Below are 21,425 nucleotides of genomic sequence, written 5' to 3' on the forward strand. Positions count from 1 at the left end.
CCGGCTCACAGGCGGCGGTTCACCGGATCACGGGCGACGGCTCAGCTGTCGAAGCCCAGCCCCAGCTTGTCCATCGTCCGCAGCCACAGGTTGCGCCGGCCGCCGTGCGTGTCGGCCCGGGCCAGCGACCACTTGGTGAGGGCGATGCCGGTCCAGGCGAAGGGCTCGGGCGGGAAGGGCAGCGGCTTCCTGCGGACCATCGCGAGCGAGGTGCGCTCCGTGGACTCCCCCGCCAGCAGGTCCAGCATCACATCCGCGCCGAACCGGGTCGCGCCCACGCCCAGGCCCGTGTAACCCGCCGCGTACGCCACCTTGCCCCGGTGCGCGGTGCCGTAGAACGCCGAGAAGCGTGAGCAGGTGTCGATCGCGCCGCCCCACGCGTGCGTGAAGCGGACGTCCTCCAGCTGCGGGAAGCAGGTGAAGAAGTGCCCGGCGAGCTTGGCGTACGTCTCGGGGCGGTCGTCGTACTCGGCGCGCACCAGGCCGCCGTACGGATAGATCGCGTCGTAGCCGCCCCACAGGATCCGGTTGTCCGCGGACAGGCGGAAATAGTGGAACTGGTTGGCGCTGTCCCCGAGCCCCTGTCTGTTCTTCCAGCCGATCGACGCCAGTTGGCCGGCGGTCAGCGGTTCGGTCATCAGCGCGTAGTCGTAGACCGGGACCGTGTACGCGCGCACGCGCCTGACCAGGTTCGGGAAGATGTTCGTGCCGAGCGCGACCCTGCGGGCGCGGACCTGGCCGTACGGAGTGCGTACGGCCATTCCGGCGCCGTACGGCTTCAGGGTGAGCGCGGGGGTGTGCTCGTGGACGCGGACGCCGAGGCGGAGGCAGGCGCGTTTGAGGCCCCAGGCGAGCTTGGCGGGGTTGAGCATGGCTACGCCGCGGCGGTCGTGGAGCCCCGCCTGGAATGTCGGTAAGTCGACTTGTTCCCGTACCGCGTCGGCGTCCAGGAACTCCACGCCGTCGGCGAGGCCCCGGCGGTCCATCTCCTCGTACCAGTCGCGCAGTTCCCACGCCTGGTACGTCTCGGTCGCGACGTCGATCTCGCCGGTGCGCTCGAAGTCGCAGTCGAGCTCGTGCCGGGCGACCGCCTTCTCGATCGCGTCGAGGTTGCGGGCGCCCAGCTCCTGGAGCTTGTGGATCTCCTCCGGCCAGCGGGCGAGGCCGTTGGGCAGGCCGTGGGTGAGGGAGGCGGCGCAGAAGCCGCCGTTGCGGCCCGAGGCGGCCCAGCCCACCTCGCGGCCTTCCAGCAGGACGACATCCCGCCCCGGGTCGCGCTCCTTGGCGAGGAGCGCGGTCCACAGTCCGCTGTAGCCGCCGCCGACGACCAGCAGGTCGCAGGTCTCGGCGCCGGTGAGCGCGGGCTCGGGGTGGGGCTTGCCGGGGTCGTCCAGCCAGTACGGGACCGGCTGGGCGTCGGACAGGGACTTGGTCCAGTCATTGCCACGACGCATCGGTCACGCCTTCTGTTTGGTGCGGCGATTGCCGATGACCATCGACGCCAGGACGAACAGTACGGCGATCAGGAACATGGCCGTACCGATGACATTGATCTGAACGGGCGTTCCGCGCTGGGCCGAGCCCCAGACGAACATGGGGAAGGTGACGGTCGAGCCCGCGTTGAAATTGGTGATGATGAAATCGTCGAAGGAGAGCGCGAAGGCGAGCAGTGCGCCCGCCGCGATTCCGGGGGCGGCGATCGGCAGGGTGACCCGGACGAAGGTCTGGAACGGGCCGGCGTAGAGGTCCTGGGCCGCCTGTTCCAGCCTCGGGTCCATCGACATCACGCGTGCCTTGACGGCCGTCACGACAAAGCTGAGGCAGAACATGATGTGGGCGATGAGGATCGTCCAGAAACCCAGCTGCGCGCCCATGTTGAGGAACAGGGTGAGCAGCGAGGCCGCCATGACGACCTCGGGCATCGCCATCGGCAGGAAGATCAGCGAGTTGACGGCGCCCCGCGCGCGGAAGCGGTAGCGGACGAGCGCGAAGGCGATCATCGTGCCGAGGATCGTGGCGCCGAGCGTCGCCCAGACGGCGATCTGGAGGCTGATCGACAGCGAGCCGCACAGGTCGGAGACGCCGCACGGGTCCTGCCAGGCGTCCGTGGAGAACTGCTGCCATTCGTAGTTGAAGCGCCCCTTCGGTTTGTTGAAGGAGAACACCGTGACGACGACGTTCGGCAGGAGGAGATATCCGAGGGTCAGGAGTCCCGCGATGACGACGAGATGGCGCTTGAGCCAGTTGACGAAGGTCATTTAAACCAGATCCTCCGTGCCGGACTTGCGGATGTAGACCGTGACCATCACGAGAATCCCGGCCATGAGGATGAAGGAAAGTGCCGCAGCTGTCGGATAGTCGAGGATCCGCAGGAACTGGCTCTGGATGACGTTTCCGACCATGCGGGTGTCCGTGGAGCCGAGCAGGTCCGCGTTCACGTAGTCGCCGGCCGCCGGGATGAAGGTCAGCAGCGTGCCGGAGACCACGCCCGGCATCGACAGCGGGAAGGTGACCTTGCGGAAGGTCGTCAACGGCCGCGCGTACAGATCGCCCGCCGCCTCGTGGAGGCGTCCGTCGATGCGCTCCAGGGAGCTGTAGAGCGGCAGGACCATGAACGGCAGGAAGTTGTACGTCAGACCGCAGACGACGGCGAGTGGCGTGGCCAGCACCCGGTCGCCGGAGGTCCAGCCGAGCCAGCCGGTGACGTCCAGGACGTGCAGGGTGTTGAGGGCGCCGACGACCGGGCCGCCGTCCGCGAGGATCGTCTTCCAGGCGAGGGTGCGGATGAGGAAGCTGGTGAAGAACGGCGCGATGACCAGGATCATGATCAGGTTCCGCCAGCGGCCCGCGCGGAAGGCGATGAGGTACGCGAGCGGGTAGCCGAGGACCAGACACAGCACCGTCGCGGCGGCGGCGTAGGCGATCGAGCGCAGGAACTGCGGCCAGTACTCGCTCAGCGCGTCCCAGTAGGTCGCGAAGTGCCAGGTGACCTTGTAGCCCTCCTCCAGGGAGCCCGTCTGCACGGACGTGGAGGCCTGGTAGATCATCGGCAGCGCGAAGAAGACGATCAGCCAGAGGAGACCGGGCAGCAGCAGCCAGTACGGGACGAGACGGCCGCGTCTGCGCGGGGGCTTCTTGTCCGGGGCGGGCGGGGCGAGGGGCGGGGGCGCCTCGGCTTCGGTGAGCGTCGACATCAGGAAGCCACCACTTCATCGGTGCCCGCGTCGATGTCCTGCGCCGCGTCGAGACCGAAGGTGTGCGCCGGGCTCCAGTGCAGGACGACCTCGGCGCCGGGCACGAGCCGGGCGTCGCGGTCGATGTTCTGGGCGTAGACCTCGAACTCCGGGCAGACCGGGCTGTCGATGACGTACTGCGTGGAAACGCCGATGAAGCTGGAGTCGGCGATCTTGCCGGTGATGCGGTTGCGGCCCACCGGGATCTCGCCCGCGTCGTCGGCATGAGTGAGGGAGACCTTCTCCGGGCGGACGCCGACCAGCACCTTGCCGCCGGTCGCCGTCGGCGCGGAACAGCGCGCCTGGGGGAGGACGAACTTGCCGTCGCCGGCCTTCAGCACGATCTCGTCGCCGCTCTTGGAGTCGACCTCGGCCTCGATGAAGTTCGACGTGCCGAGGAAGTTCGCGACGAACGTGGTGTTCGGGTTCTCGTAGAGGTCGGTGGGCGAGCCGAGTTGTTCGACGCGGCCCGCGTTCATCACGGCGACCGTGTCGGCCATGGTCATGGCCTCCTCCTGGTCGTGCGTGACATGGATGAAGGTGATGCCGACCTCGGTCTGGATGCGCTTGAGCTCCAGCTGCATCTGGCGGCGCAGCTTGAGGTCGAGGGCGCCGAGGGGCTCGTCGAGGAGGAGCACCCTGGGGTGGTTGATCAGGGCGCGGGCGACGGCGACGCGCTGCTGCTGACCGCCGGAGAGCTGGTGCGGCTTCTTGCGCGCCTGCTCGCCGAGCTGGACCAGCTCCAGCATCTCCTCGACCTGCTTCTTCACCGACCTGATGCCCCGGCGGCGCAGGCCGAAGGCGACGTTCTCGAAGATGTCCAGGTGCGGGAAGAGGGCGTAGGACTGGAAGACCGTGTTCACCGGGCGCTTGTAGGGCGGGAGGTCGGTCACCTCCTGGTCGCCGAGGAAGACCGTCCCGGAGGAAGGTTCCTCCAGGCCCGCGATCATGCGCAGGGTGGTGGTCTTGCCGCAGCCGGAGGCGCCGAGCAGGGCGAAGAAGGAGCCCTGGGGGACGGTCAGTTCCAGCGGATGCACGGCGGTGAAGGAGCCGTAGGTCTTGCTGATGCCCGAGAGGCGGACGTCGCCGGAGGTGTCGGTCTTGTTCGTCATGGTGGTCACGCCCCAGTCAGCTTCGCGAACTGCTCTTCAAATGCCGTGTCTTCCTTCGAGCTCAGCGAGCGGAAGGCATGGGACTTGGCGGCCATGGCCTTGTCGGGGATGATCAGCGGGTTGTTCGCCGCATCCTTGTCGATCTTCTCCAGCTCGGGCTTCACACCGTCGACGGGACATACGTAGTTGATGTACGCGGCGAGCTCGGCGGCCGGCTCGGGCTCGTAGTAGAAGTCGATGAGCCGTTCGGCGTTCGTCTTGTGCCGGGCCTTGTTGGGGATCAGCAGGTTGTCGGTCGACGTCATGTAGCCGCTGTCCGGGATCAGGAAGTCGATGTCCGGACTGTCCGCCTTGAGCTGTACGACGTCACCGGCCCAGGCGATGCAGGCGGCGAAGTCGCCGCTGGTGAGGTCGGAGGTGTAGTCGTTGCCGGTGAAGCGGCGGATCTGCCCCTTGTCGACGGCCTTCTGGAGGCGGGCGATGGCCGCGTCGTAGTCGTCGGCGGTGAAGGTCGCCGGGTCCTTGCCCATGTCGAGCAGAGTCATGCCGATGCTGTCGCGCATCTCGGACAGGAAGCCGACGCGGCCCTTGAGCTTGGGGTTGTCGAGCAGGTCGGAGACCGACTTCACCTCGACGCCGTCGAGCGCCTTCTTGTTGTAGGCGATGACGGTCGAGATGCCCTGCCAGACGTACGAGTAGGCGCGGCCCGGGTCCCAGTCGGGTTCGCGGAACTGCGCCGACAGGTTGGCGTAGGCGTGCGGCAGATTGGACGCGTCCAGTTTCTGGACCCAGCCCAGGCGGATGAGGCGGGCGGCCAGCCAGTCGGTGAGGACGATCAGGTCGCGGCCGGTGTCCTGCCCCGCGGCGAGCTGCGGCTTGATCTTGCCGAAGAACTCGTTGTTGTCGTTGATGTCCTCGGTGTACTTGACCTTGATGCCGGTCCGCCGGGTGAACTGGTCGAGGGTGGGGTGGCGCTTGCCGCCGTCGTCGACGTCCATGTACTCGGTCCAGTTGGAGAAGTCGACGGTCTTCTCCTTCGCCGAGTGGTCGTCGGCGGAGACACCGCCCTGCGTCTTGCCCGCCGCGGGGATGCCGCAGGCGCTCAGCGCCCCGAGACCGCCGACGGCGAGCGCGCCGCCCGCGGAGGCGCGCAGCAGGGACCGGCGGGTCAGGGCGGCCCGGCCGTTCCTGAAGCTGCGCCGCATGGCGGCCAGTCGGGCCGGGGACAGGCGGTCGGGCTCGTACTGCTCCATGCGCGTGATGCCCTTTCGGGAGTGCCCTTCTGGGCGGGTGTGCGGCCGCGGGTCAGGCGGCCCGAATACGGCTATCGGTCCCCGAAGATCGTGCGGTGCCAGTCCTTCCGGGCCACCGCCGTGTTGTCGAACATGACGTGCTTGATCTGCGTGTACTCCTCGAACGAGTACGCGGACATGTCCTTGCCGAAGCCGGACGCCTTATATCCGCCGTGGGGCATCTCACTGATGATCGGAATGTGGTCGTTGACCCACACGCAGCCCGCCTTGATCTCGCGGGTGGCGCGGTTCGCCCGGTAGACGTCACGGGTCCAGGCGGACGCGGCGAGGCCGTACGGGGTGTCGTTGGCCAGCCGGATTCCCTCGTCGTCGCTGTCGAAGGGCAAGGCGACGAGGACCGGCCCGAAGATCTCGGACTGCACGATCTCGCTGTCCTGGGCGGCGTCCGCTACCAGGGTGGGGCGGTAGTACGCGCCGTTCACGAGATCCCCCTGCGGGGCCTCGCCGCCGGTGACCACGCGCGCGTAGGCACGCGCCCGGTCGACGAAACCGGCGACCCGGTCGCGCTGGACGTGCGAGATCAGCGGGCCGAGGTCGGTGCCCGGCGCGAAGGGGTCGCCGAGCCGGACGGTCTCCATCAAGGGGGCCGTCCGCTCGACGAACGCCTCATAGAGGGGACGTTGTACGTACGCGCGCGTGGCGGCCGTGCAGTCCTGCCCGGTGTTGATGAGCGCGCCCGCGACCGCGCCGTGGACGGCCGCCTCCAGGTCGGCGTCGTCGAAGACCAGGAAGGGTGCCTTGCCGCCCAGCTCCAGATGGAGGCGCTTGACGGTGGCGGTGGCGATCTCGGCGACGCGCTTGCCGACGGCGGTGGAGCCGGTGAAGGAGGTCATGGCCACGTCCGGGTGGCCGACGAGGTGCTCACCGGCCACCTTGCCGGTGCCGACGACGATGTTGACGACGCCGTCCGGGATCCCGGCGTCGGTCGCGGCCTGGGCGAAGAGCAGCGAGGTGAGCGGGGTGAGCTCGGCGGGCTTGAGGACGATGGTGTTACCCGCGGCGATCGCCGGGAGGATCTTCCAGGCGGCCATCTGAAGGGGGTAGTTCCAGGGGGCGATGGAGCCGACGACACCGATGGGCTCGCGCCGGACGTACGAGGTGTGGTCGCCGGAGTACTCGCCCGCGGACTGCCCTTGGAGGTGCCGGGCGGCGCCCGCGAAGAACGCGGTGTTGTCGACCGTGCCCGGGACGTCGAACTCGCGGGTCAGCTTCAGCGGCTTGCCGCACTGGAGGGACTCGGCGCGGGCGAAGTCCTCGGCACGGTCGGCGAGCACGGCGGCGAAGCGGTGCAGGGCGTCGGAGCGTTCGCCCGGGGTGGCCGAGGACCAGCCCGGGAAGGCCGCGCGGGCGGCGGCGACGGCCGCGTCGACATCGGCGGCGCCCGCCAGCTCGTAGGTGTACACGTCCTCGCCGGTCGCCGGGTCGACGACCGCGTGCGTGCGACCGGAGGTGCCCTTGGTCAGGCGGCCCGCGATGAACTGGGCGCCGTCCGCGAAGCGCTCCTGGGCCGCGAACCGGTCCGGGGTGCCATTGCCCGGATTGTGCATGCCGCTCCCCTCCGCCGTCGCCCCGCTCCCTGGGGCGGATGACGTAGCTCTGGCTTGATTTGAGTGCCGATCCTGACAGAGCTAAGGGCGTCCAACAAGTGATTCCGTTGTTGCCTTTTGGTTACGCGACGGAATCTGTCGACCGGGTGTCGAGTCGGCACCGAAAAGGAGGGACGGATTGTCAGTGGTCCCTGCCAGACTCGCCTGCATGGAAAGGATCACGGGGAAGCTCGATTCGCGGGAAGCGCTGGTCAGGCGGTTCCGGGCCGGGGAGCGGATCAGGTATCTGTACTTCTGGGGGCACCGGCCGCGACCGGACGGCCAAGTGGGCTCGAGCTGCCTGAGCCAGTGGTGGCCGTCGCCGTTCGAGGTGGACGGGGTGACCTATGCGACCGCCGAGCACTGGATGATGGTGCGGAAAGCGCGGCTGTTCGGCGACGCGGAGGCGGAGCGGCGAGTGCTGGCGGCGGAGCATCCGGCCGAGGCCAAGAAGGCGGGGCGGCTCGTGCGCGGCTTCGACGAGGCGATATGGGAGCGCGAGCGGTTCGGGATCGTGGTCGAGGGCAGCGTCCACAAGTTCGCCGCGCATGCCGAGTTGCGGGACTTCCTGCTGAACACCGGCAAGAAGGTGCTGGTGGAGGCGAGCCCCGTGGACCGGGTGTGGGGCATCGGTCTGGCCGCGGACGACGAGGCGGCCGAGAATCCCGAGCGATGGCGGGGGCCGAACCTGCTGGGGTTCGCGTTGATGGCGGCGCGGGAGCGGTTGCGGCCGCGGTGAGGGCGGGACCGGCCCGCCCTCACCGCGGATTCAGAGGGCGCTCATGAAGCTCGCGAAGAACAGGAGCCCGATCAGCGGGAGGATCACGGTGGCGACGATCCCGCAGACGAGCCCGCCGGTCGCCGCGCCCTTGTTGGTGGCCTCGCCGCGGTTGGCCTTGCCCCGGCCGATCGCGCCGAAGATGATCCCGAGGACCCCGAGGACGACCCCGAAGAACGCCAGGAAGAACGTCAGGCTGCACACGACCCCGATGATGCCGAGCACCAGCCCGGTCGTGCCCATGCCGTTGCTCGGCTGCTGTGCCATGGCGTAGCCGGGAACCTGGGGGTAGGCAGGCGCGGGAGCGGCCGGGTAGGCCGGTGCCGGGCTCTGGTAGGCCTGGCCCGGGTTCGGGTAGCCGTATCCGGGAGCGGACTGCGGATAGGCGTATCCCCCGGCCGGCTGCTGCGGCGACTGGGACGGCTGCGGCGGCGGCTGCTGCTGCGGCGGCCCGAATCCACCGGTTCCGGGATGGGCGTCGGACATGAACTGCTCTCCCCTCGTTGACTGCCAGGGCATCGTAATGGCCCTGATCACCTCGGAGGACACCGTTGGCGCGGGCCGCTGCCGCGCACGGCAACGGCCCCCGGACGCGCCTGGATTCAGCGATTCACCACCGCGGACACCGACAGCATGGAGGAGGCGCCGTAATAGGGGTCGTCGTAGTCGTCGCCCTCGTTGATGGCGACCGCGATCCCGATGACGATCAGCGCGATCACGACGACGCCGAGGATGATGCCGATGATGCCCGTGATCAGGCCGGCCTGCGCCTGGCCGCGGTTGTCGGCCTCGCCGCGCTCGGCCCGCTTGCGTCCCTTGATCCCGAAGACCACGGCAAGGATGCCGAGGATGACCGAGAGCACGCCGTAGACGCAGAACAGGCAGCAGGACAGGATGCCCAGCACCATCGCCGCGGTGCCCATGCCGTTCTGCGGGGGCGTCGGCATACCGGGCCAGCCGTAGCCGGGAGGATAGGAGGGGTATCCGTATCCGCCGGGGCCCGCGGGGCCGGTGGGCGCGACGGGCGGCGGAGGAACGCCGGGACCGGGGCCGCCGACGGGAGCGCCCGCGCCGGACGCGGGGTACGCGGGGTAGCCGGGCTGGGCGTAGCCGGGGGCGGGTGCGGGTGCGGGTGCGGGGAAACCGTCCGCCGGCAGGGAGGTGACCGTGGCCTGATCGTGCACGGCCGGCGGCTGCCCGGTACCGGGCCTCTGGTCCTTGTCCAGCGACGGCTTGCTCTCGGGCGGTGCCCAGGGGTCGTGTCCCCCTCCGGCTTCCCCGCTCGGCCGCCCTGCGTCCGCGTCTGTCATGTCCCGTCCCCCTCGGTCGTTCTCGCCGACATGCTACGGCCTCACCTCCCACGCTTCACCGCCCGGTACCGCCGCACCCCGCACCGGGATTCCCCCCGCTCCCGCCGCCTACGATGTCCCTGCACTCGATCAGCCGATCACCCGCGCCGCACCGCACACGGTGCCCGGCGCCCTGTCCGGGGAGGCCCCCTTGACCGACCACCTCGACGCGCTCAGCGCTTTCGCCCCGCGCGACCCGCACGCCTTCATCGCGTCGCTGCCCAAGGCCGAACTGCATGTGCACCATGTCGGCTCCGCCTCCCCGCGGATCGTCTCCGAACTGGCCGCCCGCCACCCCGACTCCAAGGTGCCCACCGACCCCGAGGCACTGGTCGACTACTTCACCTTCACGGACTTCGCCCACTTCATCGAGGTGTACCTGTCCGTCGTCGACCTGATCCGCACGCCGGAGGACGTACGGCTGCTGACGTACGAGGTGGCCCGCGAACTGGCCCGGCAGCAGGTGCGCTACGCCGAGCTGACGCTCACCCCGTTCTCCTCGACCCGGCGCGGCATCGACGAGCGTGCCTTCATGGACGCGATCGAGGACGCCCGCAAGGCGGCCGAGGCCGAGTTCGGGACCGTACTGCGCTGGTGCTTCGACATTCCCGGCGAGGCCGGTCTTGAGGCCGCCGAGGAGACGACACGGCTGGCCACCGACGACCGCCTGCGCCCCGAGGGACTGGTCTCCTTCGGGCTCGGCGGGCCCGAGATCGGCGTACCCCGGCCGCAGTTCAAGCCCTACTTCGACCGGGCGATCGCCGCCGGACTGCGGTCGGTGCCGCACGCGGGCGAGACCACCGGGCCCGAGACCGTATGGGACGCCCTCACCCACCTGCGCGCCGAGCGCATCGGCCACGGCACCAGCTCCGCCCGGGACCCGAAGCTCCTCGCGCACCTCGCCGAGCACCGGATCGCGCTGGAGGTGTGCCCGACGTCCAACATCGCCACGCGCGCGGTCCGCACCCTCGACGAGCACCCCATCAAGGAGTTCACGAAGGCCGGCGTCCTCGTCACGATCAACTCCGACGACCCGCCGATGTTCGGCACCGACCTCAACAACGAGTACGCGGTCGCCGCCCGGCTCCTCGACCTCGACGAGCGGGGCCTGGCCGAGCTGGCCAAGAACGCGGTCGAGGTGTCCTTCCTCGACGAGGCCGGCAAGACCCGGATCAAGGACGAGATCGACACATACACCTCGGCCTGGCTCGCCCCCTGATACCCCTGACACCGCACGCGGGACGCCCAGCACAATGAGCCCTATGCAGAACCTGACCGCCGTGGCCCACCGCGGCGACCCCTACCGCGTCCGCGAGAACACGGTCGACTCGCTGCGTTCCGCGCTCCGTCAGGGCGCGGACGCGGTCGAGATCGACGTACGGCTCACCCGGGACGGCGTCCCCGTCCTGCTGCACGACGAGACCCTGAAGCGGCTGTGGGAGCACGACCGGCCGCTGCTGTCGCTGTCGGCCGACGAGGTGCACGGGCTCACGTCCGCCCTGGTTCCGACGCTGGCCGAGGCGCTGGCCGCGACCGACGGCAGCCGGGTGATGCTCGACCTGCCGGGCACCTCCGACGTGCGGGTGGCGCGCCGGGTCGTGGACGTCGTACGGGAGTGCGGGGCGCAGGACCGCGTGTACTACTGCGCGGACGCCCGGGCCATGCTCGCCGTACGCGCCGCCGACCCGGCCGCCGAGATCGCGCTGACCTGGACGACGCTGGCGCCGCCGCGGCCCGCACTGCTGGACGCGGTACGGCCGCGGTGGCTCAACTACCGCTTCGGACTGGTCGAACGTGCCCTCGCCGACCGCGTCCACGCCGACGGCTACCTGCTGTCCGTCTGGACCCCCGACACCCGCCGCTCCATGCGCCGCCTGTTCGCCATGGGCGTCGACTCGATCACGACGAACCGCATCGACACCCTGTGCGCACTGCGCGACGGCGGCGGACCGGAACAGGGCGAGGACGCCGGGCGGGAGCGCTACACACGTGACTCCTGAGGCACCGTCGCCGGATCGGCCGGCGTCTCGCGCGTGACGTACTGCGGCACCGGCGCCGTGTCCTTGCCGGTGTCGCGGACCAGTCCGTAGCGGATCACGCCCTGCTCGGGGCCGGTCAGCACGTCCTTCTCCGCCGCTTCCCAGCTCGAGGGGAAGACGGTCAGGCCGTAGTCGGCGCCGCGCTCGTTCACGGTGAGGGTCACGCTGCCGTCGACGTAGAAGTACTCGTTCTGCCACATCTGCTGGGTGCCTTCCGGCAGGACCGTGTAGCCGATGTCAGGGCCGCCCATGCCGGTGGCGTAGCCGTCCGAGCCGCCCGCCAGCGGATCGTCCATACGACGGCCGCCGCCGGACGCGACGTGGAAGAGCTTTCCCTTCAGACCGGTCCAGGACGGCATGACCAGTCCGCCGGGCCGTGAGTGCGGCGAGATCTGCCAGCGCACCAGGACATAGCCCTGGCCGCTGAGCGTCACGCTGTCCCCGCGGTGCTGCATCACGGCCTGCCGGCCGCCGGTGCTGGTGATCCCCGACTCGGGCCGGTGCGGCAGGGCCGCGGGCTCGGCGTTCGGGTCCGGCGCCCGGTCGACGGCGTCGACGACGGTGCCGTACAGGTCGGGCTGCTGCTGTCGCCGGGTCGCCGACGGTGAGGGTGAGGGTGAGGGGGAGGCCGAAGGGGTCGGCGGGCCGGGCGTGGCGCGGGCGGTGGGGGTGACGGCCGCGCGCGGGGGCGGGGCGTCCGGGGTCTGGGTGACGACGTACGCGCCGCCCGCGACGATGGTCGCGCCCGCCGTCATGGCCACGGCGGGCTTGGCGAGCGCGGTCAGCACCTTCGCCGACCAGCCGACGGAGGTGCCGGCGGCGGTGGCGGCCACGGCCGTCTTGCCGCCGAAGGCCAGCGAGAGCGTGAAGCCGACCGGGATCGGGACGAGCGCGATCCCGACGAGCAGGCGCTCCGCCGGTACGACGGGCTCGCGGGCGTCGCCGCAGTAGCCGCAGCCCCGGATGTGCCGGGCCAGTCGCTTGCGCCAGACCGAGTCGGGGCGCCCGTTCCAGCGGCCGGTCAGTTCGCGCAGGTCGGGGCAGGCGCCGTCCAGCGCGCGCACGATGCCGCGTGAGGTCTCCAGGCGCTCCTTCATCCGCTGGACGCGCACGGCGGCGTGCTGCCGGCTGATGCCGACGGCCGCGGCCAGCTCGCGCCGGGACAGCTCGCCGGCGACCTCCAGCCACCACAGGGACAGCAGCTGCCGGTCCTCGTCGTCGAGCCAGCGCACCGCCTCCGCGACCTCGCGCCGCTCCCCTTCCAACTGGAGCCGCAGCACGGTCAGTTCGGCGAAGTCGGCGGCCTCGTGCGGCACCGACTCGTCCAGCCGGGCCGGCGTCCGGCGGCGGGCCCGGTCCCGGATCTGCCGCATGGCGATCGCCACCAGCCAGGACCGGAAGCTGTCCGGGTCGCGCAGGGAGCCGAGGTGGTCGACGGCCCGCAGCATCGTCTCCTGGACGACGTCATCGACGTCGGCGTGGCCGTTGAGGGCACGGCCGACGATGTTGTAGACCAGCGGCAGCCAGCCCGCGACCAGCTCGTCCAGCGCCTGCCGGTCGCCGGCCTGCGCGGCGGCGATGGTGGAGCGCCAGTGCCGCGTGTCCACGTCGTCCTTTCCGAGGCTGTCGCTTGCGTGGCTGTCACTTCGTTTCTGCACGCACCCTCTCAGGCAGGCCGGGGATGTTGGCTATGTCCGGGATCACAGTGGGGATCACAGTGCGGAGACGGTGTGAAGGCACCCGGGATAACAGTTTTTTGGCGCCCTTAGGGGTGCTCCCCGACAACCCCCTTACCGGGCACGGCACTTACTCGGGGTCGCGCCAGGGACAGGGGTCCTACCAGCCGACGATCCGGGGGACGGCGTACGGCCGGAAGATGATCACAGACACATCCCGTCACACCTCGCCACATCCCGCCACACCCCACCAGACCCCTTCGACCTCTGGAGCAGCCGCATGCGCGCTCGCCGTCGCACGAGTGTCCTCGTCGCCTCCGTCGTCCTCGCCCTGGGGGCGGGTCCGCTGGCCGTCCCCGCGTTAGCCGCGTCCGCACCGGCGGCCGCGCACTCCACGACCTCCACCTCTACGACCGGGCTCGACACCAAAGCCCTGAAGGCCGCGCTCAAGGGCCTCCCGGACGACGACGCCACCGCCGCCCTCGTCCGGGTCGGCGGCACGGACGGCACCTGGCGCGGCAGCGCGGGCGTGCACGATCTGGAGAGCCGCCGGGCGGCGGACCCGGACGCCCGCTTCCGGTCCGGTTCGACGACGAAGGTGGTGACGGCGGCCGTCGTGCGCCCGTGCAGCACTACCTCCCGGGGCTGCTCACCGGGAACTTCGAGCCGGTCACCGTACGGCAGCCGCTGAACCACACCAGCGGCATCCAGCCGGGCGCCGGCCTCGGCACCACCTTCGAGGAGTTGTACGCCCACCGCTTCGACACGCTGGTGACGGGCCACTCGTACGCCTCGGAGGCCACACGGCGGATCCTGCTGCCCGCCGGGATGGGGGACACGTACTTCCCCGGGACGGACCCCTCCATCCGGGGCCCGCACAACCTCGGCTACCAGGCGGTACGGCAGCCGGACGGCACGACGGCCTTCGTCGACGTCACCGAGTGGAACCATGCGGACCGCTGGGCGGCCGGCGACATGATCTCCACCACCGTGGACCTGGAGCGGCTGCTGACCCGCCTGTTCCGCGGCGACCTGGTCCCCCGGCCGCAGCTGAAGGAGATGTTCACGGTCCCCAGGCACATCAAGGACGCCACCATGAGCGCCGGTCTCCAGCGCTTCGAGTTCGAGGGCCAGCTCTACTGGCTCAAATCAGGCGCCCGATACGGCTACGGCACACTGATCGCCGCGACCCGCGACCTGTCGCGCACGCTGGTCGTCTCCGTCGGCGCGACGGACGCGAAGAGCGAGGACATGAACCCCGTCACCGAGCGGATAGCCCGGGCGGCCCTCAAGTAGCCAGTACCGCGGGCGCGTTCACGGTCAGCCCCTCCAACCGCTTGATCTTCTTCCGTACGAGGTACAGGGGGATCACCCCGAAGACGCCGAACGACATGTCGATCACGGTCCACCAGAAGGGAATCCCCCGTACCGGCCCGCAGATCAGCGCGAGCGGGACGATCCCGGCGCAGGCGATCATCCCGAACTCGACGACCCAGATGTTGCGGACCGGGTCGCGGTAGGGGCCGTAGAAGGCGACCGCGATGACGAGGTGCGCGAAGGCCAGCCAGTCCGTGCCGTAGAGCACGAACGGGTACTCGGCGTCGACGGTGTCGATTCCGCTCCGGACGCGCTCGATCCAGTCCATGAGCGCGGGCAGGTACTCCGGGACCGACAGGGCCCGGAGCGCTTCCTCGGTCCAGCGCAGTTCGTGCACCAGGGGGAAGGCCGTGGCGCCGCTGAGCACCAGGCAGACGACGAAGATGACCAGCCATGCGCGGATGCCCTTGAGGAGGGCGGCTCTGTCGCTCATGACAGGAGGGTACGCCTGTTATTGAACACGTTCAAAACCACCCTCCGGCCTGCGCGCCACACCCACCCGCCAGGGAGGGAGAACACCGTGGCCCCGGGCGGGACATCCCCGCCCGGGGCCACGGTTCCGCGAGACCTCCTGAGGCTCACGCGTCCAGCGACGTCATCACATGCTTGATCCGCGTGTAGTCGTCGAAGCCGTACCCCGAGAGGTCCTTGCCGTAGCCGGACTTCTTGAAGCCGCCGTGCGGCATCTCCGCGACCAGCGGGATGTGGGTGTTGATCCACACGCAGCCGAAGTCGAGCTTCTTGGACATCCGCATCGCGCGGGAGTGGTCCTTGGTCCACACGGAGGAGGCGAGGGCGTACTCGACGCCGTTGGCCCACTCCACGGCCTGGTCCTCGTCGGTGAAGGACTGGACGGTGATGACCGGGCCGAAGACCTCCTTCTGGATGATCTCGTCGTCCTGCTTGACGCCGGAGACGACGGTCGGGGCGAAGAAGTACCCCTTGTCGCCGACGCGCTTGCCGCCGGTCTCCACGCGCGCGTGGGCGGGCAGGCGGTTGATGAAGCCCTCGACCTGCGCGAGCTGGTTGGGGTTGTTCAGCGGGCCGTACAGGACGTCCTCGTCGTCCGGCTGCCCGGTCTTGGTATCCGCGGCGGCCTTGGCGAGCGCCGAGACGAACTCTTCGTGGATGGCCTCGTGGACGAGGACGCGGCAGGCCGCCGTGCAGTCCTGCCCGGCGTTGAAGAAGCCGGCGACCGAGATGTCCTCGACGGCCTTGGCGATGTCGGTGTCCTCGAAGACGACGACCGGCGCCTTGCCGCCCAGCTCCAGGTGGACACGCTTGACGTCCTTGGACGCGGACTCGGCGACCTGCGTGCCGGCGCGCACGGACCCGGTGATGGACGCCATCGCCGGGGTCGGGTGCTCGACCATCAGGCGGCCGGTGTCGCGGTCGCCGGTGATGACGTTGAAGACGCCCTTGGGCACGATCGAGCCGATGATGTCGGCGATCAGGACGGTGGAGGCGGGAGTCGTGTCCGAGGGCTTCAGGACGACCGTGTTGCCCGCCGCGAGCGCCGGGGCGAACTTCCACACGGCCATCATCATCGGGTAGTTCCACGGCGCGACCTGCGCGCAGACACCGAGCGGCTCACGGCGGACGATCGAGGTCAGCCCCTCCATGTACTCGCCCGCGCTGCGCCCCTCCAGCATCCGGGCCGCGCCCGCGAAGAAGCGGATCTGGTCGACCATCGGCGGGATCTCCTCGGAGCGGGTCAGCCCGATCGGCTTGCCCGTGTTCTCCACCTCGGCCGCGATGAGCTCCTCCGCCCGCTCCTCGAACGCGTCCGCGATCTTCAGGAGTGCCTTCTGCCGCTCGGCGGGCGTCTGGTCGCGCCAGGCGGGGAAGGCCGCGGCGGCGGCCGCCATCGCGGCGTCGACATCCGCCTGCCCGGACAGCGGCGCGGTCGCGTACGCCTCGCCCGTGGCGGGGTTGACCACCTCGGTGGTCCGTCCGTCGGCGGCGTCCCGGAACTCACCGTCGATGTAGTTGCGCAGACGACGTAGCTCGGTGCTCACTGCCGGCCCTCCAATGTCGGTGTCCAGTGACTGAGATGACATCCACCCTAATCCGCTGCTCCACGTTTTCAACACCCCCGATCCCGCCGTTTCTACGAAATCCGCAAGTCGCATGCTCGTAAACAACGAATTTCATTGATCGAGCCTTGCGAAACTGTCGACTCCTCGTGCACAGTGAGCTGGTGGCCAGTCGAAGCGCAGATCAGAGGGACACGGCGTCCAGGAACGGCACTCCCCACCTGGACGCCGTCTCCCTCGCCATCATCGAACAGCTCCAGGAGGACGGCCGCCGGCCCTACGCCGCCATCGGCAAGGCCGTGGGCCTGTCCGAGGCGGCCGTGCGCCAGCGGGTGCAGAAGCTGCTCGACCAGGGCGTGATGCAGATCGTCGCCGTGACGGACCCGCTCACCGTGGGTTTCCGGCGCCAGGCGATGGTCGGCGTCAATGTCGAGGGCGACGTGGAGTCCGTGGCCGACGCGCTGGCCGCCATGTCCGAATGCGAGTACGTGGTGATGACCGCGGGCTCCTTCGACCTGATGGTGGAGATCGTCTGCGAGGACGACGACCACCTCCTGGACGTCATCAACAAACGCATGCGAGCCATCCCCGGCGTGCGCTCCACCGAGAGCTTCGTCTACCTCAAGCTCAAGAAGCAGACCTACATGTGGGGAACCCGATAGCCGTGAGCACCGACAGCCCGAAGGACCTCAGCAAGGCCGCGTACGACCACCTGTGGATGCACTTCACCCGCATGTCCTCGTACGAGAACGCTCCCGTCCCGACCATCGTCCGGGGTGAGGGCACCTACATCTACGACGACAAGGGCAGGCGCTACCTCGACGGGCTCGCGGGTCTGTTCGTGGTCCAGGCCGGGCACGGCCGCACGGAGCTGGCCGAGACCGCCTTCAAGCAGGCGCAGGAGCTGGCCTTCTTCCCGGTGTGGTCCTACGCCCACCCGAAGGCGATCGAGCTGGCCGAGCGCCTCGCGCACCACGCGCCCGGCGACCTGAACAAGGTCTTCTTCACCACCGGCGGCGGCGAGGCGGTCGAGACCGCCTGGAAGCTCGCCAAGCAGTACTTCAAGCTGACCGGCAAGCCCACCAAGTACAAGGTCATCTCCCGCGCGGTCGCCTACCACGGCACCCCGCAGGGCGCCCTGTCCATCACCGGCCTGCCGGCCCTGAAGGCCCCCTTCGAGCCGCTGGTCCCGGGCGCGCACAAGGTCCCGAACACGAACATCTACCGGGCGCCGCTCTTCGGCGACGACCCCGTGGCCTTCGGCCGCTGGGCCGCCGACCAGATCGAGCAGCAGATCCTCATGGAGGGCCCGGACACCGTCGCCGCGGTCTTCCTGGAGCCGGTGCAGAACGCGGGCGGCTGCTTCCCGCCCCCGCCCGGCTACTTCCAGCGGGTCCGCGAGATCTGCGACCAGTACGACGTGCTGCTCGTGTCGGACGAGGTCATCTGCGCCTTCGGCCGCCTGGGCACGATGTTCGCCTGCGACAAGTTCGACTACGTCCCGGACATGATCACCTGCGCCAAGGGCATGACCTCGGGCTACTCCCCCATCGGCGCCTGCGTCATCTCCGACCGCCTCGCCGAGCCGTTCTACCAGGGCGACAACACCTTCCTGCACGGCTACACCTTCGGCGGCCACCCGGTCTCCGCCGCCGTCGGCGTCGCCAACCTCGACCTGTTCGAGCGCGAAGGCCTGAACCAGCACGTGCTCGACAACGAGGGCGCGTTCCGCTCCACCCTGGAGAAGCTGCACGACCTGCCGATCGTCGGCGACGTCCGCGGCAACGGCTTCTTCTACGGCATCGAGCTGGTCAAGGACAAGGCGACCAAGGAGTCCTTCGACGCCGAGGAGACCGAGCGGATCCTCTACGGCTTCCTGTCCAAGGCGTTGTTCGACAACGGCCTGTACTGCCGTGCCGACGACCGCGGCGACCCGGTCGTCCAGCTCGCCCCGCCGCTGATCTCGAACCAGGAGACCTTCGACGAGATCGAGCAGATCCTGCGCGCGACACTGACGGAGGCGTGGACGAAGCTGTAGCCTCCGGCGGTTCCGCGGCCCGGGTGCACCCGTACGAGTGAGAAGGGGTGCGCCCGGGCCGCGTGCTGTCCGGTGTTGCGGCCCCGGATCCCTAGCGTGCCCTGTAACCGATCGGCCCTGCCTTCGTTCCCCCGCACGGGGGATCGGCACGGGGAATTACGGATCTGAACGAGGTGTACGCCCATGGTGGCCCAGCCGGACAACGACGTGCTCTGGGCACGCGCCCTGCACTTCACCCACAAGGACGGCTCCCCCGCGCTCAGCGGCGTCTCGATCGGCGTCCGGGTGGGCGAGATCCTCGCCGTCAGCGGCCCGCGCGGCAGCGGCAAGACGACCCTGCTGCGGTGCCTGTCCGGCCTGGTCCCGGCCCGGCGCGGCGAGGTCTGGTTCAACAGCGTGCCCGTGCACACCATGGGCCCGATGGCCCGCGAGAGACTGCGCCGCGACCGCTTCGGCTGGATCGACCCGGTACCGGGGCTCGTCCCCGAGCTGAGCGTCTGGGAGAACGCGGCCCTCCCCCTGATGCTGCGCGGCACCAGCCGCCGCCGCGCCAAGACGGCCGCCCTGGAGTGGCTGGAGCGCCTCGACATCGGCGACACCACCCGCAAGCGCCCGCACGAACTGCGCCAGTCCGAGCGCCAGCGCGTCTGCGTCGCCCGCGCGCTGGCCCCCGCCCCCACGATCCTGTTCGCGGACGAGCCGACGGCTCCCCTGCACCGCGCGGACCGCGCCCAGGTCCTGCGCACCCTCACCACGGCGGCCCGCTCGCACGGCATCACGGTCGTCCTCGCCACCCACGAGGCTCAGACGGCGGCCCTCGCCGACCGCACGGTGTCACTGCTGGACGGGCGGAGCGTCAACACCGTGCACCTCCCCGCGGTGACCGAGACGGAAGGCCGGGCCGCGTGCTCGCTCTCCGTCTGACCCGCGGCGCCCGCCCCGTCGTCCAGGTGCGCCGCCTCCTGGTGGCCACGGCGTCGGCGGGCACGGGCTTCCTCCTGCTGTGCACCCTCGGCTACGCGATGAGCCACCCGGACGACCCCACCGCCTCGCTCCTCCGCCTGGCCTGGTGCGCGACCCCGCTGGCCGCCACGGTCCACTTCGCGGTCGCCGTGGCCCGCACCGACCCGGCCACCGCACCCCGCTCCGGCCTCTCCGCGGCCGGCCTCGGCCCGGCCCGCCTGATGGCGACCTCGGCGACGACGACGGCCCTGTCCTGCACCCTCGGCTCGATGCTGGCCCTCCTCCTCTTCCTCCACCTCCGAGGCGACCTGACGGGCCTGCCGTTCGACGGGGCGGCGGCGGAGTTCCTGGCCGCCGAGGAGCCCCTGCCCCTGCCGGCCGCCCTGACCTTGCTGACCCTGACCCCGGCGATCTCGTCGGTGGCGGTGGGCTGGGTCCTGCGCCCCCACGAGGACAGACCGGCGTCGACAGGCGCGGCGGGCAGGTCGTACGGCCGTTTCGGCGCGTACGGCAACTCGGTCGCCAGGGAGACCTTCGGAGCGTACGGCCGCTTCGGCGCCCGCCTGCGAGGCGCGGACAGCCGCCCCACGCAGCCCGCGGGCAGCCCGCCCGAGCCGGCGAGCGAAACCCACCCCCCAGCACCGACCCCGGACACCCCCACCCCCGACCTGGACCCCGACACCCTCCCCCCAGCCCCTCAGACAGCCCCCCGGGGCCTCCCCTGGGGTATCTCCGTACTGGCCGCAGGCCTAGCGGTAGAGGCGTACGCCACCCGGACAGCGACAGACTCCCCCGTCGCCATGCCCGGCGGCCTCGCGACCACGGGCCCCGCCTCCGTCCTCGTCGGCTGGACCCTCACCGCTCTCGGCCTCGCCCTCGCCGGCCCGGGCCTCACCCACTTCTGCGGCCGTCTCCTCCAGACGGCGCGCCCCGGCGCCCTCCGCCTCCTCGCCGGCCGCATCCTCATGGCGGAGGCCGCCCGCATCGGCCGCCCGCTCGGTGTCGTGTGCGCGGTGGCTTCGGGGACGTACGCCATGACCGCGCTGTACGACGCGGACGGACCCTCGTTCGGCCCGCTGACCACCCTCGGCCTGCTCCTGGTGACCGGCTGCACGGTCGCGACGCTCCTCACCGCCGCCGTCGAGGCCAAACAGGCGCGCGCCGACACCACCTCCGCACTCCTGCGCATCGGCGCCCCCGCCACGATGCTGCGCAGCGCCGCCGCCCTGCGCGCCGGCGCGCTGCTGGCCCTGTTCGGCCCGCTCACCCTGATCGTCGCCGAGTTGGCGGCGCTGCCGCTGGCCCGCTGAAAATCCGTACGAAAAAAATCTCCGCGGGCCGATGAGTTCCGCCGGGACGCACCGTCTACCCCACCGAACAGCAGGCACCCGATGGGAGAGACCGATGACCGCGACGTACCAGCAGATGATCTTCGTGAACCTGGCCGTGAACGACCTCGACGCCTCGAAGAAGTTCTTCACGGAACTGGGCTACTCGATCAACCCGCAGTTCAGCGACGAGAACGCGGCTTCCGTAGTGATCAGCGACACCATCGTCGCCATGCTGCTCACCAAGCCGTTCTACTCGACCTTCACGAAGAAGGAGATCGCCGATGCCGCGAAGACCAGCGAGGTGATGATCGCCCTGAGCGCCGAGAGCCGCGAGAAGGTCGACGAGCTGGTCGAGAAGGCGCTCGCGGCGGGCGGCTCCCCGGCGGGCGAGACCCAGGACCATGGCTTCATGTACGGCCGCGCATTCGACGACCTCGACGGGCACACCTGGGAGGTCATCTGGATGGACCCGGCCGCCGTCGAAGGCTGAACCACTGTGCCTAGGGCCTGTCGTTTGGATCACGCCGCAGACGCGGGGTCTGGCACGCGCATCTGCCGCGTTGTCGTCGGTTGCCGACGCTCCGCGTCGACGCC

Annotated in this window: 19 protein-coding genes and 1 pseudogene; 9 read left to right on the forward strand and 11 right to left on the reverse strand. The window is 70.2% G+C overall.

Translation table 11 applies throughout. From position 1 onward, the window contains the following. Positions 1-41 precede the first annotated feature (41 nt). The 6 genes from AB0I77_RS41985 to AB0I77_RS42010 all read right to left on the reverse strand — a co-directional run bounded on the left by AB0I77_RS41985 (position 42) and on the right by AB0I77_RS42010 (position 7,205). Positions 42-1,454 carry an FAD-dependent oxidoreductase gene (locus AB0I77_RS41985; protein ID WP_363288117.1) on the reverse strand — a complete coding sequence of 471 codons (1,413 nt, stop codon included), beginning with the start codon at positions 1,452-1,454 and terminating at the stop codon, positions 42-44. A 3-nt stretch (positions 1,455-1,457) separates the two neighbouring features. Continuing rightward, positions 1,458-2,258 carry an ABC transporter permease gene (locus tag AB0I77_RS41990; RefSeq protein WP_363288118.1) on the reverse strand — a complete coding sequence of 267 codons (801 nt, stop codon included), beginning with the start codon at positions 2,256-2,258 and terminating at the stop codon, positions 1,458-1,460. After that, entirely contained in the window at positions 2,259-3,194 is a 936-nt protein-coding gene (locus AB0I77_RS41995; protein ID WP_363288119.1) for an ABC transporter permease, read from the reverse strand. It abuts the gene before it with no gap. Further along, positions 3,194-4,354: an ABC transporter ATP-binding protein gene (locus AB0I77_RS42000; RefSeq protein ID WP_363288120.1), complete on the reverse strand. Its 1,161-nt coding sequence runs from the start codon at positions 4,352-4,354 to the stop codon at positions 3,194-3,196. The genes AB0I77_RS41995 and AB0I77_RS42000 overlap by 1 nt, the downstream gene beginning before the upstream one ends. Continuing rightward, positions 4,351-5,598, reverse strand: a complete 1,248-nt coding sequence (locus AB0I77_RS42005) for a spermidine/putrescine ABC transporter substrate-binding protein (RefSeq protein ID WP_363288121.1) — start codon at positions 5,596-5,598, stop codon at positions 4,351-4,353. The genes AB0I77_RS42000 and AB0I77_RS42005 overlap by 4 nt, the downstream gene beginning before the upstream one ends. A 71-nt stretch (positions 5,599-5,669) precedes the next feature. After that, on the reverse strand, positions 5,670-7,205 hold the full coding sequence (locus AB0I77_RS42010) for a gamma-aminobutyraldehyde dehydrogenase (protein ID WP_363288122.1): 1,536 nt from the start codon (positions 7,203-7,205) through the stop codon (positions 5,670-5,672). A 208-nt stretch (positions 7,206-7,413) separates the two neighbouring features. On the opposite strand from AB0I77_RS42010, the gene AB0I77_RS42015 reads away from it, so the two are divergent. Then, on the forward strand, positions 7,414-7,983 hold the full coding sequence (locus AB0I77_RS42015) for an NADAR family protein (RefSeq protein WP_363288123.1): 570 nt from the start codon (positions 7,414-7,416) through the stop codon (positions 7,981-7,983). Between the two features lie 30 nt (positions 7,984-8,013). Here the strand turns inward: AB0I77_RS42015 and AB0I77_RS42020 are convergent, their stop codons facing one another. Beyond that, on the reverse strand, positions 8,014-8,508 hold the full coding sequence (locus tag AB0I77_RS42020; RefSeq protein ID WP_363288124.1) for a DUF4190 domain-containing protein: 495 nt from the start codon (positions 8,506-8,508) through the stop codon (positions 8,014-8,016). 116 nt (positions 8,509-8,624) lie between these two features. Further along, on the reverse strand, positions 8,625-9,332 hold the full coding sequence (locus AB0I77_RS42025) for a DUF4190 domain-containing protein (protein WP_363288125.1): 708 nt from the start codon (positions 9,330-9,332) through the stop codon (positions 8,625-8,627). Between the two features lie 88 nt (positions 9,333-9,420). On the opposite strand from AB0I77_RS42025, the gene AB0I77_RS42030 reads away from it, so the two are divergent. Together AB0I77_RS42030 and AB0I77_RS42035 are read left to right on the forward strand one after the other, a co-directional pair. Continuing rightward, complete coding sequence (locus AB0I77_RS42030) at positions 9,421-10,590, forward strand: adenosine deaminase (protein WP_363288140.1); 1,170 nt, start codon at positions 9,421-9,423, stop codon at positions 10,588-10,590. 43 nt (positions 10,591-10,633) lie between these two features. Beyond that, entirely contained in the window at positions 10,634-11,371 is a 738-nt protein-coding gene (locus tag AB0I77_RS42035) for a glycerophosphodiester phosphodiesterase (RefSeq protein WP_363288126.1), read from the forward strand. Here the strand turns inward: AB0I77_RS42035 and AB0I77_RS42040 are convergent. Continuing rightward, on the reverse strand, positions 11,353-13,017 hold the full coding sequence (locus tag AB0I77_RS42040) for a sigma-70 family RNA polymerase sigma factor (protein WP_363288127.1): 1,665 nt from the start codon (positions 13,015-13,017) through the stop codon (positions 11,353-11,355). The two genes, AB0I77_RS42035 and AB0I77_RS42040, sit on opposite strands and share 19 nt — an antisense overlap. A gap of 349 nt (positions 13,018-13,366) precedes the next feature. On the opposite strand from AB0I77_RS42040, the pseudogene AB0I77_RS42045 reads away from it, so the two are divergent. Beyond that, positions 13,367-14,382: pseudogene (locus AB0I77_RS42045) on the forward strand (serine hydrolase domain-containing protein). On the opposite strand, the gene AB0I77_RS42050 reads toward AB0I77_RS42045, so the two are convergent. Together AB0I77_RS42050 and AB0I77_RS42055 are read right to left on the reverse strand one after the other, a co-directional pair. Beyond that, positions 14,375-14,896 (reverse strand): hypothetical protein, encoded by a 522-nt coding sequence (locus tag AB0I77_RS42050; RefSeq protein WP_363288128.1) that lies wholly within the window; start codon positions 14,894-14,896, stop codon positions 14,375-14,377. The pseudogene AB0I77_RS42045 and the gene AB0I77_RS42050 overlap by 8 nt on opposite strands. Before the next feature lie 145 nt (positions 14,897-15,041). After that, entirely contained in the window at positions 15,042-16,481 is a 1,440-nt protein-coding gene (locus tag AB0I77_RS42055; protein ID WP_363288129.1) for a gamma-aminobutyraldehyde dehydrogenase, read from the reverse strand. 167 nt (positions 16,482-16,648) lie between these two features. Here AB0I77_RS42055 and AB0I77_RS42060 point away from each other — a divergent pair, with 167 nt between their 5' ends. The 5 genes from AB0I77_RS42060 to AB0I77_RS42080 all read left to right on the forward strand — a co-directional run bounded on the left by AB0I77_RS42060 (position 16,649) and on the right by AB0I77_RS42080 (position 21,321). Next, entirely contained in the window at positions 16,649-17,161 is a 513-nt protein-coding gene (locus AB0I77_RS42060) for an Lrp/AsnC family transcriptional regulator (RefSeq protein ID WP_363288130.1), read from the forward strand. Beyond that, positions 17,146-18,537 (forward strand): aspartate aminotransferase family protein, encoded by a 1,392-nt coding sequence (locus AB0I77_RS42065; protein ID WP_363288131.1) that lies wholly within the window; start codon positions 17,146-17,148, stop codon positions 18,535-18,537. Before AB0I77_RS42060 ends, AB0I77_RS42065 begins: the two co-directional genes overlap by 16 nt. Positions 18,538-18,720: 183 nt before the next feature. Further along, entirely contained in the window at positions 18,721-19,461 is a 741-nt protein-coding gene (locus AB0I77_RS42070; RefSeq protein ID WP_363288132.1) for an ATP-binding cassette domain-containing protein, read from the forward strand. Further along, positions 19,443-20,810 carry a hypothetical protein gene (locus AB0I77_RS42075; RefSeq protein WP_363288133.1) on the forward strand — a complete coding sequence of 456 codons (1,368 nt, stop codon included), beginning with the start codon at positions 19,443-19,445 and terminating at the stop codon, positions 20,808-20,810. The genes AB0I77_RS42070 and AB0I77_RS42075 overlap by 19 nt, the downstream gene beginning before the upstream one ends. Before the next feature lie 94 nt (positions 20,811-20,904). Beyond that, positions 20,905-21,321 (forward strand): VOC family protein, encoded by a 417-nt coding sequence (locus AB0I77_RS42080; protein WP_363288134.1) that lies wholly within the window; start codon positions 20,905-20,907, stop codon positions 21,319-21,321. Positions 21,322-21,425 lie beyond the last annotated feature (104 nt).

Origin of the sequence: Streptomyces sp. NPDC050619, assembly GCF_040654815.1 — a bacterium.
Taxonomy (GTDB): Bacteria; Actinomycetota; Actinomycetes; order Streptomycetales; family Streptomycetaceae; genus Streptomyces.

Coding starts and splice junctions, on each gene's coding strand:
- AB0I77_RS42020 (WP_363288124.1), bottom strand. CDS start 8,508: ATGTCCGACGCCCATCCCGGAACCGGTGGATTCGGGCCGCCGCAGCAG.
- AB0I77_RS41985 (WP_363288117.1), bottom strand. CDS start 1,454: ATGCGTCGTGGCAATGACTGGACCAAGTCCCTGTCCGACGCCCAGCCG.
- AB0I77_RS41990 (WP_363288118.1), bottom strand. CDS start 2,258: ATGACCTTCGTCAACTGGCTCAAGCGCCATCTCGTCGTCATCGCGGGA.
- AB0I77_RS42070 (WP_363288132.1), top strand. CDS start 18,721: ATGGTGGCCCAGCCGGACAACGACGTGCTCTGGGCACGCGCCCTGCAC.
- AB0I77_RS42005 (WP_363288121.1), bottom strand. CDS start 5,598: ATGGAGCAGTACGAGCCCGACCGCCTGTCCCCGGCCCGACTGGCCGCC.
- AB0I77_RS41995 (WP_363288119.1), bottom strand. CDS start 3,194: ATGTCGACGCTCACCGAAGCCGAGGCGCCCCCGCCCCTCGCCCCGCCC.
- AB0I77_RS42025 (WP_363288125.1), bottom strand. CDS start 9,332: ATGACAGACGCGGACGCAGGGCGGCCGAGCGGGGAAGCCGGAGGGGGA.
- AB0I77_RS42015 (WP_363288123.1), top strand. CDS start 7,414: ATGGAAAGGATCACGGGGAAGCTCGATTCGCGGGAAGCGCTGGTCAGG.
- AB0I77_RS42050 (WP_363288128.1), bottom strand. CDS start 14,896: ATGAGCGACAGAGCCGCCCTCCTCAAGGGCATCCGCGCATGGCTGGTC.
- AB0I77_RS42010 (WP_363288122.1), bottom strand. CDS start 7,205: ATGCACAATCCGGGCAATGGCACCCCGGACCGGTTCGCGGCCCAGGAG.
- AB0I77_RS42035 (WP_363288126.1), top strand. CDS start 10,634: ATGCAGAACCTGACCGCCGTGGCCCACCGCGGCGACCCCTACCGCGTC.
- AB0I77_RS42080 (WP_363288134.1), top strand. CDS start 20,905: ATGACCGCGACGTACCAGCAGATGATCTTCGTGAACCTGGCCGTGAAC.